The organism is Spiroplasma endosymbiont of Dactylopius coccus, assembly GCF_977110965.1.
On record NZ_OZ373019.1, the window covers coordinates 1,623,124 to 1,639,999 of the forward strand.

A 16,876-nucleotide genomic window follows, 5' to 3' on the forward strand; every position below is an offset into this window, starting at 1 on the left:
TTACCTTTATTTCACTTATTTTCAAATGTTTCTAAAGCCTGCATTGCTTGTTCTTCACTACATGCAGTAAAATTGGTTTTAAATCTGCAACTAGAGATTTTCTATGCTTATATGAGACATATTTCAAACTATTTCTAATTTGATGAACGATGCATAATTGATGTTCTGTTTTAGGATAAACTGATTGTATTGCTTCTGACATTCCTGTTAAATTATCACTACAAGCAATAAGAATATCATTTAAGCCTCGATTTTTCATTTCTGTGAAATTGGCTAATCAAAATTTAGAACCTTCATTTTCACTAATTCATAAGCCTAAAACATCTTTTTTACCTTCTAAATCAACTCCTAAAGCTATATACACAGATTTGTTAATAATGCGTTTATCTTGTCGTATTTTAACTACTATGCAATCAAAATAAACAATCAGATAAATACTATCTAATGGTCGATTTTGCCATGCTTTTACATCATCAATAACATCATCAGTAATTTGACTAATAACACTTTCACTAATATCAGCACCATGATATAACTCTTGTAATTGCATTCTAATATCTGATAATGTCATACCTTTTGCATATAAAGAAAGAACTTGTTGATCAAAGCCATCAAATCTTCTTTGTCTTTTTGCAACTATTACAGGATTAAAATTACTATTGCGATCTCGTGGTACATCAATCTCAATTTTACCTTGTTGAGTTATTAATTTTTTTGAAGTTGTACCATTACGAATATTATCACTATTACCACGTTGATTTCTTTCATGTCCTAAATAATTTTGCATTTCAGAATTCAACATCTTTTCTACTAATCTTTTTGTTAATTCTTTATACAAACCTCCCTCTTTAAAAACTGTTGTTAAATCTTCAGTATTTTCTAATAATAAATCTACTGCTTTTGATATTGGATCATTATTATTAATATTTTGCTTTTTAGCCATTTGTAACTCACTCTTTCTAGGTTTATTATAGAACTAATTAAACATAGTTATTTTTGTAAGTTAAACAGATTACTAAACATTACCAATAAAATTTAAAAAATAGAATTAATTATTACTAAAAAATGTTATATTCCAATATTTTTTTCTAATAAAAAATAATTGGAATAATTTTATTTACTTAAATTATATAAATTTATCCATTAACTTTATTTATCTTATTTTTTTCTTTCTTTTTTATTAACTTTAACTACTACTATTTTCTCCTTGATATTGTCAAAGTTCAGCAAATATTCCAGCAGCTAAATTATTCTCGGTATTAGAGATACCTTTTCCGGTATCAGCAGTTGTTTTACTTCCTCAAAGATGAGTATAACTACCTAAGAATGGTACATATTCAGAACCTAATGATCCTGAAGTTCTTTCATTAATAAAAACTATTTTTGCTAAAGCAGGAGTGGTTCATACCTGACCATTATTTAAAAATGGATGGGTTACACTTTATTGGACACTAATTACGTAGACAAGTGAACAAATTAGTGAAAAGAAAGGAAGTATAATTATGGCCAATATTAACTCATATTCAGATGAATTTAAAAAACAAATAGTAGCTTTATATCAAAGCGGTAAGTCAGTGTCTTGTATTGCTAAAGAGTACAATGTTACAAGAGCAGCTACTTATAATTGAATTAAGCAATTTACTAATTCAGGTAGTTTTAAAACTAAAGATAATCGTTCTGTTGAAGAAAATGAATTAATTAAATTAAGAAAAGAATTAAAACAATTAAGAATGGAAAATGATATTTTAAAGCAAGCAGCACTAATAATAGGCAGAAAGTAGAAATTATTGCTAAAAATAAAGTTAAATATAAAATTCGCACAATGTGTCGTTTTTTGAAAATATCTAAATCAACATATTATTTTAACTTAAAGAAAAAAGAAAATAAAATCAAAAATAATATGTATGATGAAGCTGTTATTAGTGCTTTTAAAGAAAATAAAGAAGTTTATGGTACTAGAAGATTAAAAAAAAATTTAGAAAACCAAGAAATTTATTTATCACGCAGAAAAATTAAAGAAATTATGAATAAGCATAATTTAATATCAAAATACACTAAATTATCATTCAAAAATCATCATAATAAAGTCAATAATAGTCAAATAACCAATCTTGTTAATAGAAACTTTAATAATAGGGTTAAAAATGAAGTTATTGTTAGTGATTTAACTTACGTTCAAGTTAATGATAAATGAAACTATATTTGCCTATTAATAGACCTATTTAACCGCGAAATTATTGGACATAGTGTTGGAGTTAAAAAAGATGCATTACTAGTATATCAAGCATTTATGCAATCAAATCGCTGTTTAAAAGATATCCAAATATTTCATAGTGATCGAGGTAATGAATTTAACAATAAAATTATTAATAATCTTTTATTAGCATTCAATATTACTCGATCTTTAAGCAAAAAAGGTTGTCCTTATGATAATGCTGTTGCTGAAGCAACTTTTAAAACTTTCAAAACTGAATTTATTAATGATAAAAATTTTACATCATTAATCCAATTAAAATTAGAATTATTTGATTATATCAATTGATACAACAATATAAGAATCCACAGCACTTTAAACTACTTAACTCCTATCAAATATCAAGAACAAGTGTCTACCAAAAAATAGTCCTAAAAAGTGTTGCCATTCCACTATCTTTTGTGCTAATTCTTGAAAAGGAGTTCCTTTTAAAGCTATTGGTAAGTTAAAATCACTTAATTTTTTATCAAAATACATTGCTAGTTGTTTTAAGCAATTAACTACCACTATATTACTACTATCCTTAGCAACTTGACGAGTATTAACAAAACTAACTTTTACTACTTGTTCTGCAACTACTATGATTTCAATTAAACCTATTTTAGTAGTTAAATAACCATATTTTTTCATATTTTTTATTACCCCTTTATTTTATTTAAACTATTACTTTCTTTTACAAGTTCTTGTAATATTTTATTATCAAAATTTTGTTTTAACAAATCTGAATTTTCAACAATCTTTTCAATAGATCAATCTCACCATTTTATATTTTGTAATTTTTGAACTATTTTTTTAGAAAAACGATATTTTATAATTTTAGCGGGATTACCACCAACAATAGCATAAGGAGGCACACTTTTTGTAACTACACTTTTAGCTGCAATTACTGCCCCATTACCAATAGTTACCCCTCTTAAGCACATCATGACCAATTCAAACATCATTTTCTATCACTGTTGGTGATTTAATCGGAAATTTATCTAATTTATCTTTTTCTGTAACTTCTGATAAATTTAATGATTTATAAAATAATGGTAAAGGAAATGTTGAAACTGCACAATAATTATGATTGCCACCATTCATTATAAATAAAACACCTTGTGCAATTGAACAAAATTTACCAATAATTAATTCATCATCTATCATATTTGGAAAATGATAAATTATATTTTTATTTTCAAAATCAATAGCTGCTTGCTCACCATTAAAATCATGATAATAAGTATAATCACCAATAAAAATTTTAGGTTTAGTAATATAATTTTTTATTAAAAATATTGTTGGTATATGAGGATTAATTTTAGTATTTGGACTTATCAAAATACCTTTTTGTATTTTATCGATCAACTTATTTTACTCCTTTATTTTTCACTTTCAATATTCAAAATTAAATCACGAAGTGAAGCTGCCTTTTCAAAATTTAAATCTTTAGCTGCTTGTAACATTTCAACTCTTAAATCAGCAATTATCTTTGTTTTAGCAGCTATTTTTGTTTTACCTTTACTTGAATTTAAAATTTTTAAATCAACATCTAATTCTCTAGTACTTACGATTTCACTCAACGGTTTTTTAACAGTAACTGGTACTATATTATGTTTTTTATTATAAGCAAGTTGAATTTCTCTTCTTCTTTGCGTTTCTTCAATTGCTTGTGTCATTGCCTCTGTCTTAATATCTCCATATAGTATAACATGACCATTAACATTTCGTGCTGCACGACCAATAGTTTGGATTAATGATTTAGTATTACGTAAAAAACCAGATTTATCAGCATCCAAAATACAGATTAATGACACTTCTGGTACGTCTAATCCTTCGCGTAATAAATTAATACCAACAATAACATCAAAAACACCTTTTCTTAAATCTAGCAAAACTTTAGTACGTTCTAATGTTTTTAATTCATTATGAATATAAGCAACTTTAATTTTTTGTTCTTGTAAAAAATTTGATAATTCTTCTGCCATTCTAATTGTTAAAGTAGTAATAAATACTCTTTCATTATTTTTTGTTCGTAATTTTATTTGATTAATAATATCTTCCATTTGATTTTTAGTTGGTTTAATTTCAATTGTTGGATCTAATAAACCCGTGGGACGAATAATTTGTTGAACTGGTACATTAAAGGGTTCAACTTCATTTTTAATTAAAGATAATTCATAATCAGCAGGAGTTGCTGAAGTATAAATAACTTGCTTTAACTTATTAGAAAATTCATTAAAATTTAAAGGACGATTATCCAAAGCACTAGGTAAACGAAAGCCATATTTTACTAATGTTTCTTTTCTGCTACGATCAGTATTATACATTCCTCTAATTTGCGGTAATGTCATATGAGATTCATCAATAATTGTTAAAAAATCATCTGGAAAAAAATCAATTAAAGTATATGGTGCTGAACCCACTTCTCTATTTTCTAAATGACGAGAATAGTTTTCAATACCACTACAAATACCAAATTCTTTTAAGGACTCTAGATCGTGTTCTGTTCTTTGTTCTAATCTTTGCGCTTCTACTAACATATTATTTTTTCTTAGTTGTGCTAATGTTATTTTTAACTCTTCAGTAATTTTAATAACTGCCTGATCAACACGACTTTTACTAGTAATATAATTTTGCGCAGGAAAAATTGTAATAAAGGGAAAACGTTCTAAAACATTAGCGCCTAATGTATCAATACGTGCTATTTCTTCAATTTCATCACCAAATAAACTAATTCTTAAATAAAATTGATCATTTCAAGATGGAGCTAACTTTATTAAATCACCTTTTGCACTAAAACTACCCGGTTCTAATGTAATATCATTACGTACATATCCATTTTTAATTAGTCTTAATAATAAATCTTTTCTATTAATTTTTTGTTCTTTTCTCAATTCAAAAAAGTTATCTTTATATGCTGTTGGTTCTTGTTCACCATAAATTGCTGCTACTGATGCTACAACAATAACATCTTTACTAATAGATAAACCATTTAAAGCACTTAATCTTAACATTTCAATTTCTTGATTTTGTTTAGAATTTTTATCAATATAAGTATCGGTTTTTGGTAAATATGCCTCGGGTTGATAAAAATCAAAATATGAGACAAAATATTCAACGCGATTTTCAGGAAAAAAAGTTTTCAATTCTCCATATAATTGCATAGCTAATGTTTTATTATGTACTAAAATTAAAGTTGGTTTTTGCACTTGCACAATAACATTGGCCATTGTAAAAGTTTTACCCGTACCAGTGGCTCCTAATAATACTTGGTATTTAATATTATTTTTAATAGCTACTACTAATTTTCTAATTGCTTCAGGTTGATCACCTGTTGGTTTATAAGGCGCTTTTAATTTAAACATAACTTTATATTCCTTTAAAACATTCTATATACAATACCATATTATTTTAAATAAAATAATAATAAAACTTTTATATAATTAAAATTATTATAAAACAATATAAATACTATACTTATTTTTTGATTTTTATAAGTATAAAAAATTATAATAAATTTCTTAAAAAATTTAAAGTTTAGTTATCAAATAAATCCAATGTTTAAAATTGACTTATTATCGTTTATATTTTATTTTACTTAGAATATAGTAAAATTTTAAACAGATAATTAAAATAATTTTTATATAAAGTAAAAAAAACTAAAAAGGAGGAATGATTATGAAAACACTATTAACAGCAGTAAGTCTTTTAACATTTTCATCATCAATTGGAAACTTAAATTCTATTTTAAACACCGAAATTAAAACTACAAATATTTCAAAAAATGAACCAATAAAATATGATGGAAAAGATGAAATTTGTACTGTCTGAAAAGAAAATTAAAAAAGTCCTGCAACATTAGTGTATATAAAAAGTAGTACTTTAGATAGTTGATTTAAACTTTTTTCTTTAAATGACCTTGAAAAATTAAGAGAAAAAATATACTATAATACTTCATCTTTTCCTTATCAAGGTAATGGATGAGAAAAGATTAGCATATATGAATTAACTGAAAAATTAATAAATAATTTTTCATCTTTAATTAATGTACGTGGATATAATACCTATTATGGAATTATAGTAACTTATCATGAAGCACCTAAGGAATTATTTTTTCTAGCACCACAATTTTCACCAAATACTCACGATAAAAATATAATAGAAAAATATTATAAATTTTTATGACATGATACTTTAAAAATTGCATTAAGTCGATATGAATGACAAAAAATTTTAAATACTAATAAAAATATAACTGAAATTTTTAATATTATTTCTAGATTTCCCGAATGAAATGCAAGTGGTTGAAAAGGTTATATTTCAAACGAAGATTTATATACTTTATCTGAAAAAATTATTGAGAATTTTAATCAATTAAAAACTAAATTCGAAAATAGTAATACAGGATGAAAAGTAGTAACTAACACTACTGGCTCATGAACAGAACTTGAACAAGAATAAAATATACTTACAAAAAAATAATAAGAAAGAGAGAAAAAATATAATGTTTAAAAAATTTAAAGAAATTTTCAAAAAGAAAAAATGACATTGTGATTATTGTAAAGAAAATTATCCTCTACTTTGTCCAATTAAAGGATTAGAAAAAGATGGAGAAGATTTTGAAAAAAACCAAAAGATTAATTTTATACTTTAAATAAAAATAGGCATTTGCCTATTTTTATTTTTTTCTGTTTATAAATTGATATAAATTAATAAATTCTTTACTAATTTCAATCATCATTTGTGTTGTTAACAAATGATCTTCAGAATTCATAAACAACACTGAAAAAAATAATTGATAACCTTTACCTTCTTCAACAATGACGCTCATATGTGATTGCAAAGCTTTAGTAATATTATCATTTGCTTCATCAATAATTTTTAATGCTGTTTCAAATTGTCCTTCCTTAGCGAGAGTAATAAGAAAGATATGTAATATGGCTACTGGTGGATGTTTGATTAGTAGTGGTGTAGCAATGGGTATTAATAATGATTTTAATAATGCTTATGCAGTGCCAACAATAGTTGCTGGTGCAAGTGAAATTATTCATAATTTATTACCTATGGAAACTACAAATCATAATCAAGAAATGCAAGAAACATCATTTACAGATGAAAGAGCAAGATTAATTAATAGTGATGTTATTAGTAATAATAGTGGAAGTAGTGATGTTTTATATGAAAGACCATCATTATATAGATTATAATGTTACCTTTAATTATTGAATGAATATATTATGCACTTGCTTCAAATGATATTAAATTAGCATTAATAAATGCTTTAAAAACTTATTATAAAAATCAATCATTAAAAGCAGTATTTGATAGTGAAAATATTAGTGAAAAAGAAATACATCAACCATATAGTGTTTTTAATCCAAATATACTTAAAAAATTAACAAGTATATTAAAACCAAGTGAATTATCTATATTAAAAAATGAAATTAATAAATTTAAAAATCCAATAAATAGTTTTAAAAATTCTATTATACCAACAGAAATTAGAACTGTTAAAAATTATGTAAATAAATTTAATAATTTATTTAAAGAAAATGAAGAAGAAATACCAGAAAATGCATGAGAAGTATTATCAAGTTCATTATTTAAAAAAGGAAGATTTATTGTTGATAATAAAAATTTAAAAATTGGAACTTTAACAACATTATTTCAAAGTGATAATGATAAAAGACAAATATGATATGGTCCTTATACTTATCCAGCATTTCCACAAGAAATATGAATATTAATGACACAAGCAAAAGGAAAAAATGGTACTGGTGCTGGAACTATATTTTGAAAATTTTGAAATAGAAAATGATTACCAAGTCAATTAAGAAAATATGTTAAAAGTGAATTAGCTAAAAAAGGTAAGTATTACGGGTCTCAAGATACAAATGTAATTTATCCAAATAATATTAATGTTAAAAAAACTATGCATTTTATTAATAGATTAGAAAAAGGTTTTTTTAAATTAAAAGAATATAAAACTTTATCTAAAAATGAAATTGGAAGTACACAATGAAGATATGAAAGAAAACAATTATTAAAAAATTCTTTACATACAAGAAAATATATAAAAATTAAACAAAATTCTAATTTTTATAAAACATGAAAGTAGGTGGTAATTATTATTGAATTAGATAAACCAATTAAACCAATTGGTATATGAAATACTATTAATCCATTAAGTAAAGATAATAAAGAATATAAAAGATTAAATAAGATTTGATTTAATAAAAATAGTACTCATATTGATAAAATTAAAATTTTAATATCAAATATTTTAAAAATAACTAGTCATAGTCTTGGTATGTTTATAACATTATTTTTTACAATAACACCTTGATTAATACCTAAAATACCAATAGAAATGGGAATAGGCAATTATACTAATCAATATAATTTTACTTGACCTGACCATTTAATATTAACGTTATTTCCTATGTTTGGTCATATTGGATTAAATATTATAACTAAATTAGGTAATTATGGAAAATTAATTAAATATATATTAATAACAATCCCAATTATTATTACAAGTCCTTATTTAATATATCAATATAAAAATATTAGAAAACATAAAAAAGAATGTCATTTATGTAAACAACATTCAAATAAAATACAATTGGAGGAATAAAAAATGAAGTTATCTACAACAGTAATATCAGCAGTATTAAGTGGAGCAGTTGCTAGTGGAGTAATTGTTACTATTGTTTTATTATTTTTATCAAAAATTATTAAAAAATCAAAACAATCTAATGTAGCAAAAGAATTAAAAAATAATAAAGAATTAGAATTTATTAAAGCAAATATTAAACAAATAAATTCTCAATTACAATTAGAAACTACATCAACTGCTAAATTACTTGATAGTTTTAATGTAGAACAAGAACAAATAGATAATTTTGTAATAGCACAAAAATCTAAAAAGAAAGAATTAAGTGAAAAAGATAAGAAAAAAGTAACTAAATTTAAAATTTAAAGGGTTTAAATACCCTTTATTTTACATTAAGGAGTAAATTATTATGGCTATTAAAGACCCATTAATGTTTATTACAATTGAAGAATTTAAAAATTGAAAAGGTTTTAATAAATTAGAATTTGATGATACAACAACACCAGATAATGAAATTTGATTTGCTATTTCAGTTGCAAGTAATAATATTGATTATTTAAGTGGACATTCTATTTCAAAAAAATGACCAGAAACTACATTAACAGAATTTACTGATGAAATACAAACTGCTACTGCATATTATGTTAGATTTTTATTAACAAAAGATAGTAATTATATTCGTGGTCAATCAAGTATTAGTCAAGGTGGTATGACTTATAGTGAAAATAATCCTAATGAACCTTATTATATTGTTTCAGAAGTATTTAATTGTTTAAGAAAAATTAAAGAATATCCAAATATTACTGGTTTTAATTTAGATGTTTTACCTAAAAGATATGATTTTTTTAGTAATTTTTTTAGTAATTTTGCTGAAGATAGTCCTTTAACCAGATATTTAGAATTAATAAATTTAAAAACAAATGATACAAGAGTAAAAATATATCTTAAACATCCTAAACATTTAATTGGAACTGAATTATGAATTGATACTACTGGTATTAAATCATTTGATAATTTAACAACAATTGAATTATTTACTAAATATTTTAGTAATGATACTATGAAATTAGTAGATGGTAAAGAAGGTCAAGAAAAGAAAGTTATTAGTGCTACTAGTGGTAATTCATTATGAGAAGTTGATAAAGATAATACTAATTTTATTAAATCCAAAGATGATAAAGGTATTAGTGCTAATGATAAAAGAATAATTGATGTTGGTACACCTACATTTTTAACTGATGCAACCAATAAAGAATATGTTGATAAAAAACAAGATAAATTAATTGCTGGTGAAAATATTAAGATTGATAAAGAAACTAATACTATTAGTGCTACTGGCGGTAGTGGTGAATCATTATGATTAATAGACCCTAATTCGCCTAATATTATTCAACCTAAAGAAAAAAGAATTATTACTTCAAATAATACTAGAATTGTTTATATAGCAGACCCTACACAACCACAAGATGCTGTTAATTTAAGAACATTAAATAAAAATATCCCAGATTTAACTGATTATTATAAAAAAGAAGAAGTAGATAAAGAATTAGAAGATAAAATAGATAAAAAACAATTTCAATATGCTTTTGTTCTCAATACTTTTGGTACTGAAATTCCTAATTTAGAAACTAAAGATAAAACTATTGTTGGTGCTATTAATGAGTTAAAAGAAAAAATAAAAGATAAAAAATTTTCAAATGATTATTTTAAATATAATACTGAAACAAATGAAATTTTACTAAATGATGAAGAAAATTCATTACTTTGTAGAGATTTATTAGAAAATAATGAATATAAATTATTAAAAACTCAAAATAAAAAATTATTACAAGCAATTAATGAAATATTAGAAAAACAACCACAACCAAGTCCAAGTGGTTCAAATTGAAAAGAAGTAGGAACAAGAGAAAAAAATAAATGAGATAATTGACAAATTACTTATGATTTTCAAGAGAATAAACATTATAGAGTTTATTATTCTTGAAGTATATATAATCCAGTTTATACTATTCAAGAATTTATTATAACTGATAAAAAAATTGCTGGTGTACAAATACAAATCTTTAATGATAGTGCTAATATAGTAATTTTATCAGTTCAACATGCAAAATTGATTACTATTTATACTGTAAAAGGTAATTTAAAAGGTAATGTATGAAAATTAGAAGAATTGCAGGAATAATATTATGAATAAAGAATTTACTTATTTGCATGAAATTAGTTATTGATTATTAAATAAAAGTGATTTTACTCATAGTGAATATAATTTAAGTGGTAGTAGATATTCAAGTAAAACATATAGTATTGCAGAAGAATTAGCAATATTAATTGCAATTTCAATTAAAGTTAATAAATCAATTGCTATTTATGGATTTAGAAAATTAAATAAAGATATTAATGAATTAACAAAAGAAATATATGAAGCATTTATTTCTTCTGGATTTAATGATTATGTAGACTTTAATTTAAAATATCCAAATAAACAAGCATATTTTAGATTTAAAGGAACTAAATCTTTTATTAGAGTAATGGGTGTATATTCAAATAGTAATGATAGAATACCTTTAAAAGGGCTATCTAGAAGTGAAATAAAAGGTTTTGATTTATCAATAGAATGAGAAGAAGAAGCAAATGAATTTAGTCAAGCAGAATTTCAAGCAATTACATTTGCATTAGGTAATGCTAAAAAACATATTAAAATTAGAAGTTGTAATCCAGATAATATTTATCAATATTTTATTGAATATATGAATAAAATAGTACCTTTTAATTTAGATTTAATGAAAGAAAATAATGAACAAATTAAATCAGTATTTGATAATAATATTTTTAAATTATTTCATTATTCAAATTGAAAATTAAATGAACATAATTTAAAACAAGATAAAATTAATGATTTAGAAGAATTAAAAATACTTGACCCTATTAAAGCACAAAGTTGATATTATGGTATACCTAGTGTTTTAACTGGTTCTATATTTGCAAGATATATTGATAAACTTAAAACTGAATTAGATTTTAATGTTAATGAAATAGTTGGTGGTTTAGATTTAGGTTTTGCTACAAGTTCACAAGCTCATCCTACTGTTGCTGTTTTATGTTTTATTGGTGAAAATGAAAAAACTAGAAGAATACATCAAGAAAGTGAATTTTATCATAGTAATGCTATTATGAAATTTAAAGATACTTATGAATTAGCAAATAATATTATTGATTATTATTTAGATGAAAGTATTAAATTTCAAGCAATGAAATTTGGTTTTACTTGTTATGTTGATTATGGTAGTGGTGGATTAGCAGTTATTGATATTTTAAAAAAAGAAGTAGAAAAAAAGAAGAATTAATTGATTACATTTTACTCCAGTAGATAAAACTACAATGTATTTAAGAGATAGAATTGATTGAGATACTATTTGTATGATTAAAGGTATATTAAGTATTAATTGAAAAAAATGTCCTAATACACATGAAGAATTATCAAAAATGCAATGATTAGCAAAATCTAAATTAGAAAATTCAAATAATGAACCACAAATGCTTGATTTATATGATAATTGTTGAGATGCAAGAATGTATGCTTCAATGCATAAAATGAAATGATTAATTAATAATATTGATAATGAATTATTAATTAATAAAAATAAATTTGGAGAGTGATAAAAATGAATAATCCATTAGAATATCTTTCTTGTAATAAAAGAGAATGATATAGTAATATTCCTATGAGAATTGCTCAAAAATCAACTAAATTATGATTAGGTAAAGGTTTATTATTTGATAGTGAAAAAGATAATATTTTAAAATATTTTACTAATAAAATTATTAGTGATAAATGATTTGAAAAATTATATAAATTTGGAATTCAAGAAAGTTTACTTGGAAAAGTATATATAATGCCTATTATTTATAAAGATAACAGTACAAGTTTAAAAGTATTACCTAATTCATTTGCTGGTAGAGTTGCTAAATATAATGAAGAAGAACAATGTGCAGAATTCTTTTTTATAAATGAACAAGCAGATAGTGCAACTTTAACTTGAGTAATTGCTGAAAATGGAAAAATAAGATTTGAAACTTATAAAAATGATAATAAAAATGAAAAAGAAATTATTTTAGGAACAGCACATACAAAATTAAAACCTAATTTAACTCCAAAATATAGTTATGAAATTAAAAATCCTTGAAATTATTTACCAATATTAGAAATAACAAATTTACCAATGGTTAATTTTTATGGTAATTCAACAACTTTAAATGCATATCCAGATACTTATCCAGTTTGAAATTTAATTGAATATTATCATAAATCATATACTCAAAGAAATGTTGATAGAGAATTAAATGTTACAACTTTATTTGGTGCATTTGATAATAAAACTGTTAAAGATATGATTGAACATGGAAAAATTATTGATAATCCTAAAAAAATATTGTAGTTAATGTTGGTACTGCTGGCTATAATAAATCTGGTGCTGGTGGTATGGAAGTTATACAAGGTGATTTTAAAGCTAGTAATTATATTTTAGATAAAGATGATTTAGGAAAAGATATATGAAATGGTGCAGGTTATGATTATAGTGAATTTAGTGGTGTAAATTATGAAAATAAAACTAAATCATTATTTAATAATAAAAATGATATGGAAACTACTGAAACTAAAATAAGTCATTATTCATATTATTTTTATAGATTTTTTGATATGTTATTAATTTATGAAAAATTATGAAATGGTAAAGGTGATAGACCTTATAGTTTTAAATTTTTACCTATTGCTATGACTGACCAATTATTAAAACAAGAAATGATTAGTCAAAGATTAGCAGATAGAACATTATCATATACACAAGCTATTGCTGAATTAGATGAAGTAACAAAACAACAAGCAAAAAAACATTATAAAGAAATAATGGAAGAAGATAAAGAAGAAATTAAATTATTAGGAGAAAAAGAAAATGATACATCAACAAATTCAATTAATGAAACATCTACATCTTCAATTAAAAAGACAACAATTGCTAATTAAAAGATGTAGTTATTGAAAAATATTTCCATTTGTTATAAATAATGGTGCAATACCTTTAACTGAAAATAGTTATAAACCAATTAATAGTAAAATAAGTGATTTTGGTCAATATGAATTAATATTAACTGGTACTACTCCAGTTGTATGTATTTGGAAAAATAGTACAAAAATATATCAAAAAAATAAAGGTAAAATTAATGAAGAAACACATAAAGTTAATGGTCAAGATGAATTTTATACAAAACAATATAAAATAGGTGATTATTGAAATGCTTATTTAATTGATGATACAAGTGGTGTTGATTTTAGTAATTTACCAAATAATCAAATATTTAAAACAGTACAAACAAAAAGACAATATACTTTAGTAATGTTTGAAGAACATATTACAATTGATGATTATTTACAATTTTTTGTTGTATTTAATGATGAAAATGAAAATATTGGTGGTAATAGTGGTAAAAATCAAGATAGACAATTATTATATATTTCAAATGTAACAAATTATTATAGTCCTTATAATGGTGCATTTAGTATGCAAGTATTAACTTTTAGTAGTTTAAATGATAGAGTAGTTGTAAGTGGTCAAAATACACTTGATTTTGTACAATATGCAAGCCCGGGTAGTGGTTATGCTTTCCCTACTATTCAACAAGGAAAAGTAACATTAAATCGTACTTTAATGCGTGATATAGGAGTAAGATATAGTCATAGACAAAGTTATGGATTAGAATTATTATCAAGTTGTTATTATTATGGAAGACCAATAATTCAAGGTCAAGAACCTATTCAACAAAATAATGAAGAAATATTTGAAAGTAAAGTATTTGCTTCAAGAAGATTATTTATTGCTGGTAATAATGAAAAATCTACAACTAATATTAAAACTAATGGTGGTTTACTTGCTGGAATAAATGATAAAATAACAACAAGTAGTCATCCAGAAACTACATTTTATAATATTATGGATGCAAAACCTACTGGATTTACTAATTTTAAAAATTTTACAGAATGATTAAAAACTTCATTAAATTTTCAAGATAATTTATTTGTAACAAAAGATTTTAAAGGTATGTTAGCATTTGATAAAGATAAAGCAACAAAAAGTAATGGTACAGCAATTGGAGAAGCAAAATTCTTTTGAGATAGTGAATGAAATATAAATAATTTAACGGGTAATTATAATGTAGATATGAGTAGTAATTTTAAATATAAAGACCCAGAATCTGGATTAATTATAGGAAGTCCAACTGTTGATTATTCAAAAATAAGTCAAAAATATATGTCAGCAATATTAAATTTTAATAGTGTAGTATTTAGTCCTTTAATACAAATGCCTTATGATTCAAATCAATGATTACCTTTTGCTTTAAGTGATATTCCTTTAATTGGTAAATTATTAAATGCTTTAACATTAGGTATTTGAAGTAGTTGAGTTATTACTCAAAATGTTCAACAATATAAAAAAATGTTATATTTTAATGGTTTTATGAGTGCATTTTTTACAAGTAATTTAGAAAGTATTATTGGTAATGGTGGTTTAATTCCTTTAAATGCATTTACAAATGATAATGATTTTACTATTGGTAAATTATTAGGTGCAAATGTTTCAACAACTGCTATGACAATGAAATTAAGTGATAGAGTATCAGTATATCCATGAGACCCTACTACTGGTAAGAAATTAACTGTAAAAGAACAAATATCAACAGTTGATTTATCACAAAAGAAAAATAATAAAGTTTATATTTTAGCAGAAGATACAGAGTTTTTAGATATAGCAAGTCCTTTTACAAATGAAGATACTGAATGTCAATGAAATCCAACAAGTAATGGAGTAATTGATGGTTCAAATTATGCTTAACAATTGTAACTCAATCATTACATCAAGGTGAAGAAAGACATACATTTTATAGTGATAATCCTTTTACTTATCAAGGTGATTATAATGAAATATCAGTTGCTCAATTTCGTTATAATAATATGGGTTATTTGACTGGTAATGCTTTTAATTGAACAACTTTATATAAATTAAATCATGATGAATATGAAGAAAGTGAAGAAACTACATTTAGTTATCCAGCAAAAATATTACCACCAAGTCCTCAAAATATAGCAAAATCAATAATTATTAATCCAGATTTAAAAATAGAATTAAATTATAAAGATATACCATTAGTAACCACTCCTAACAATTCTATTACTGATAATACTGATGAATGATTTAATACTAATAGTCCAATTTCTAAAAACATAAATATTGATATTAAATCAAAACTAGACCCAACATTATTAATTAACAATTTTAATGATTTAAAAAGATATTATAAATCAATAACTATTTATTATAATTATAATATAAATTCTATAAGTAATAAACATGGTGGTGGTTATGACACTAAAGAAAGTTTTAATCCAGCAAAAGAATTAACTAGTTCAATTGAAATTAATTTAAAAGATTTAATATTTTCAAAATCAATACCTAATATTGAGAAAAAAAAGCATTTTGAAAAAGGTAAAATTGGTAACCATTCTTCTGGATATGCTTATGCTTATTATCAAGGTAATAAATCACAATATAATTTAGTAACTTATGAATTCACAGTAATTGCTGGTATTGAATCAAGATTTAATAATAACAATCCAATTGGATTTGATATATTAAGTAATTCAAACGATAATTTAAATTGAAAAATTAATATTTTTGTTACACCTTGTAAAGGTCATGTAGAAACTATTATAGATTTTGGTGAAAATTCTTATGCCAAAATATATACAAATCAAGAAATAGCAAGTATTTATAAAATAATTTTAAATGCAAGATAAAAATAGTATATAATTATAATAATTTTAAATATTATGATTTGGAGAAGTTTAAATATGATTGAACTATGATTAGCAGATTTAATAATACTTTCAGTAATGTTTGGATTAGTATTTTTATTATTAATTACATGTAAAGGTCATGATTTATGTCATAGACAAAAAAATGGGTATATTT

18 protein-coding genes and 2 pseudogenes are annotated in these 16,876 nt (G+C 23.4%); 15 read left to right on the top strand and 5 right to left on the bottom strand.

Going from position 1 to position 16,876, the window contains the following annotated elements:
* Positions 1–5: 5 nt before the first annotated feature.
* Positions 6–943 (bottom strand): annotated as a pseudogene (locus ACXUB0_RS10285) (IS256 family transposase); the annotation flags it as partial.
* A 559-nt stretch (positions 944–1,502) separates the two neighbouring features.
* Here ACXUB0_RS10285 and ACXUB0_RS10290 point away from each other — a divergent pair.
* Positions 1,503–2,623, top strand: a protein-coding gene (locus ACXUB0_RS10290; protein WP_458258597.1) for an IS3 family transposase whose coding sequence is annotated in 2 segments (ribosomal slippage) — positions 1,503–1,779 and positions 1,779–2,623 — 1,122 coding nt in all. Because the reading frame shifts where the segments join, the coding sequence is not laid out codon by codon here.
* Here the strand turns inward: ACXUB0_RS10290 and ACXUB0_RS10295 are convergent.
* From ACXUB0_RS10295 to uvrB, 3 genes and pseudogenes are all read right to left on the bottom strand, one after another.
* Entirely contained in the window at positions 2,579–2,884 is a 306-nt protein-coding gene (locus ACXUB0_RS10295; protein WP_458258598.1) for a hypothetical protein, read from the bottom strand. The genes ACXUB0_RS10290 and ACXUB0_RS10295 overlap by 45 nt on opposite strands.
* Before the next feature lie 8 nt (positions 2,885–2,892).
* Positions 2,893–3,601, bottom strand: a pseudogene (locus tag ACXUB0_RS10300) (CatB-related O-acetyltransferase).
* A 14-nt stretch (positions 3,602–3,615) separates the two neighbouring features.
* A complete protein-coding gene (gene uvrB / locus ACXUB0_RS10305) occupies positions 3,616–5,601 on the bottom strand; it encodes an excinuclease ABC subunit UvrB (protein ID WP_458258599.1) in 1,986 nt (661 codons plus the stop codon).
* Positions 5,602–5,914: 313 nt separating this feature from the next.
* Here uvrB and ACXUB0_RS10310 point away from each other — a divergent pair, with 313 nt between their 5' ends.
* From ACXUB0_RS10310 to ACXUB0_RS10320, 3 genes are read left to right on the top strand one after another with little or no spacing between them, the layout of a single operon-like run.
* A complete protein-coding gene (locus ACXUB0_RS10310; protein ID WP_458258600.1) occupies positions 5,915–6,079 on the top strand; it encodes a hypothetical protein in 165 nt (54 codons plus the stop codon).
* Between the two features lie 18 nt (positions 6,080–6,097).
* Entirely contained in the window at positions 6,098–6,697 is a 600-nt protein-coding gene (locus ACXUB0_RS10315) for a hypothetical protein (RefSeq protein ID WP_458258601.1), read from the top strand.
* 43 nt (positions 6,698–6,740) lie between these two features.
* Positions 6,741–6,890: a hypothetical protein gene (locus ACXUB0_RS10320; RefSeq protein ID WP_458258602.1), complete on the top strand. Its 150-nt coding sequence runs from the start codon at positions 6,741–6,743 to the stop codon at positions 6,888–6,890.
* A gap of 24 nt (positions 6,891–6,914) precedes the next feature.
* Here ACXUB0_RS10320 and ACXUB0_RS10325 read toward each other — a convergent pair whose 3' ends face one another.
* Positions 6,915–7,175 (bottom strand): PTS lactose/cellobiose transporter subunit IIA, encoded by a 261-nt coding sequence (locus tag ACXUB0_RS10325; protein ID WP_458258819.1) that lies wholly within the window; start codon positions 7,173–7,175, stop codon positions 6,915–6,917.
* Here ACXUB0_RS10325 and ACXUB0_RS10330 point away from each other — a divergent pair.
* The 11 genes from ACXUB0_RS10330 (at position 7,057) to ACXUB0_RS10380 (ending at position 16,701) form a co-directional block, all read left to right on the top strand.
* Positions 7,057–7,443, top strand: a complete 387-nt coding sequence (locus ACXUB0_RS10330; RefSeq protein WP_458258603.1) for a hypothetical protein — start codon at positions 7,057–7,059, stop codon at positions 7,441–7,443. The two genes, ACXUB0_RS10325 and ACXUB0_RS10330, sit on opposite strands and share 119 nt — an antisense overlap.
* On the top strand, positions 7,443–8,354 hold the full coding sequence (locus ACXUB0_RS10335) for a hypothetical protein (protein WP_458258604.1): 912 nt from the start codon (positions 7,443–7,445) through the stop codon (positions 8,352–8,354). Before ACXUB0_RS10330 ends, ACXUB0_RS10335 begins: the two co-directional genes overlap by 1 nt.
* Positions 8,355–8,873: a hypothetical protein gene (locus tag ACXUB0_RS10340; protein ID WP_458257607.1), complete on the top strand. Its 519-nt coding sequence runs from the start codon at positions 8,355–8,357 to the stop codon at positions 8,871–8,873.
* Positions 8,874–8,876: 3 nt separating this feature from the next.
* Positions 8,877–9,218 (top strand): hypothetical protein, encoded by a 342-nt coding sequence (locus ACXUB0_RS10345; protein ID WP_458257812.1) that lies wholly within the window; start codon positions 8,877–8,879, stop codon positions 9,216–9,218.
* Positions 9,219–9,261: 43 nt separating this feature from the next.
* A complete protein-coding gene (locus tag ACXUB0_RS10350) occupies positions 9,262–11,034 on the top strand; it encodes a hypothetical protein (RefSeq protein WP_458258605.1) in 1,773 nt (590 codons plus the stop codon).
* 4 nt (positions 11,035–11,038) lie between these two features.
* Positions 11,039–12,196, top strand: coding sequence for a hypothetical protein (locus ACXUB0_RS10355; RefSeq protein WP_458258606.1), 1,158 nt, complete (start codon positions 11,039–11,041; stop codon positions 12,194–12,196).
* A 34-nt stretch (positions 12,197–12,230) separates the two neighbouring features.
* The gene (locus ACXUB0_RS10360; protein ID WP_458257603.1) at positions 12,231–12,512 is read left to right on the top strand and encodes a hypothetical protein; all 282 of its coding nucleotides are present in this window, start codon (positions 12,231–12,233) and stop codon (positions 12,510–12,512) included.
* Between the two features lie 2 nt (positions 12,513–12,514).
* The gene (locus ACXUB0_RS10365; RefSeq protein ID WP_458258607.1) at positions 12,515–13,288 is read left to right on the top strand and encodes a hypothetical protein; all 774 of its coding nucleotides are present in this window, start codon (positions 12,515–12,517) and stop codon (positions 13,286–13,288) included.
* 44 nt (positions 13,289–13,332) lie between these two features.
* Positions 13,333–13,875, top strand: coding sequence for a hypothetical protein (locus tag ACXUB0_RS10370; protein WP_458258608.1), 543 nt, complete (start codon positions 13,333–13,335; stop codon positions 13,873–13,875).
* Positions 13,805–15,739 (top strand): hypothetical protein, encoded by a 1,935-nt coding sequence (locus ACXUB0_RS10375; protein WP_458258609.1) that lies wholly within the window; start codon positions 13,805–13,807, stop codon positions 15,737–15,739. Before ACXUB0_RS10370 ends, ACXUB0_RS10375 begins: the two co-directional genes overlap by 71 nt.
* Positions 15,740–15,858: 119 nt before the next feature.
* Entirely contained in the window at positions 15,859–16,701 is an 843-nt protein-coding gene (locus tag ACXUB0_RS10380) for a hypothetical protein (RefSeq protein ID WP_458258610.1), read from the top strand.
* The last annotated feature ends 175 nt before the right edge of the window (positions 16,702–16,876 follow it).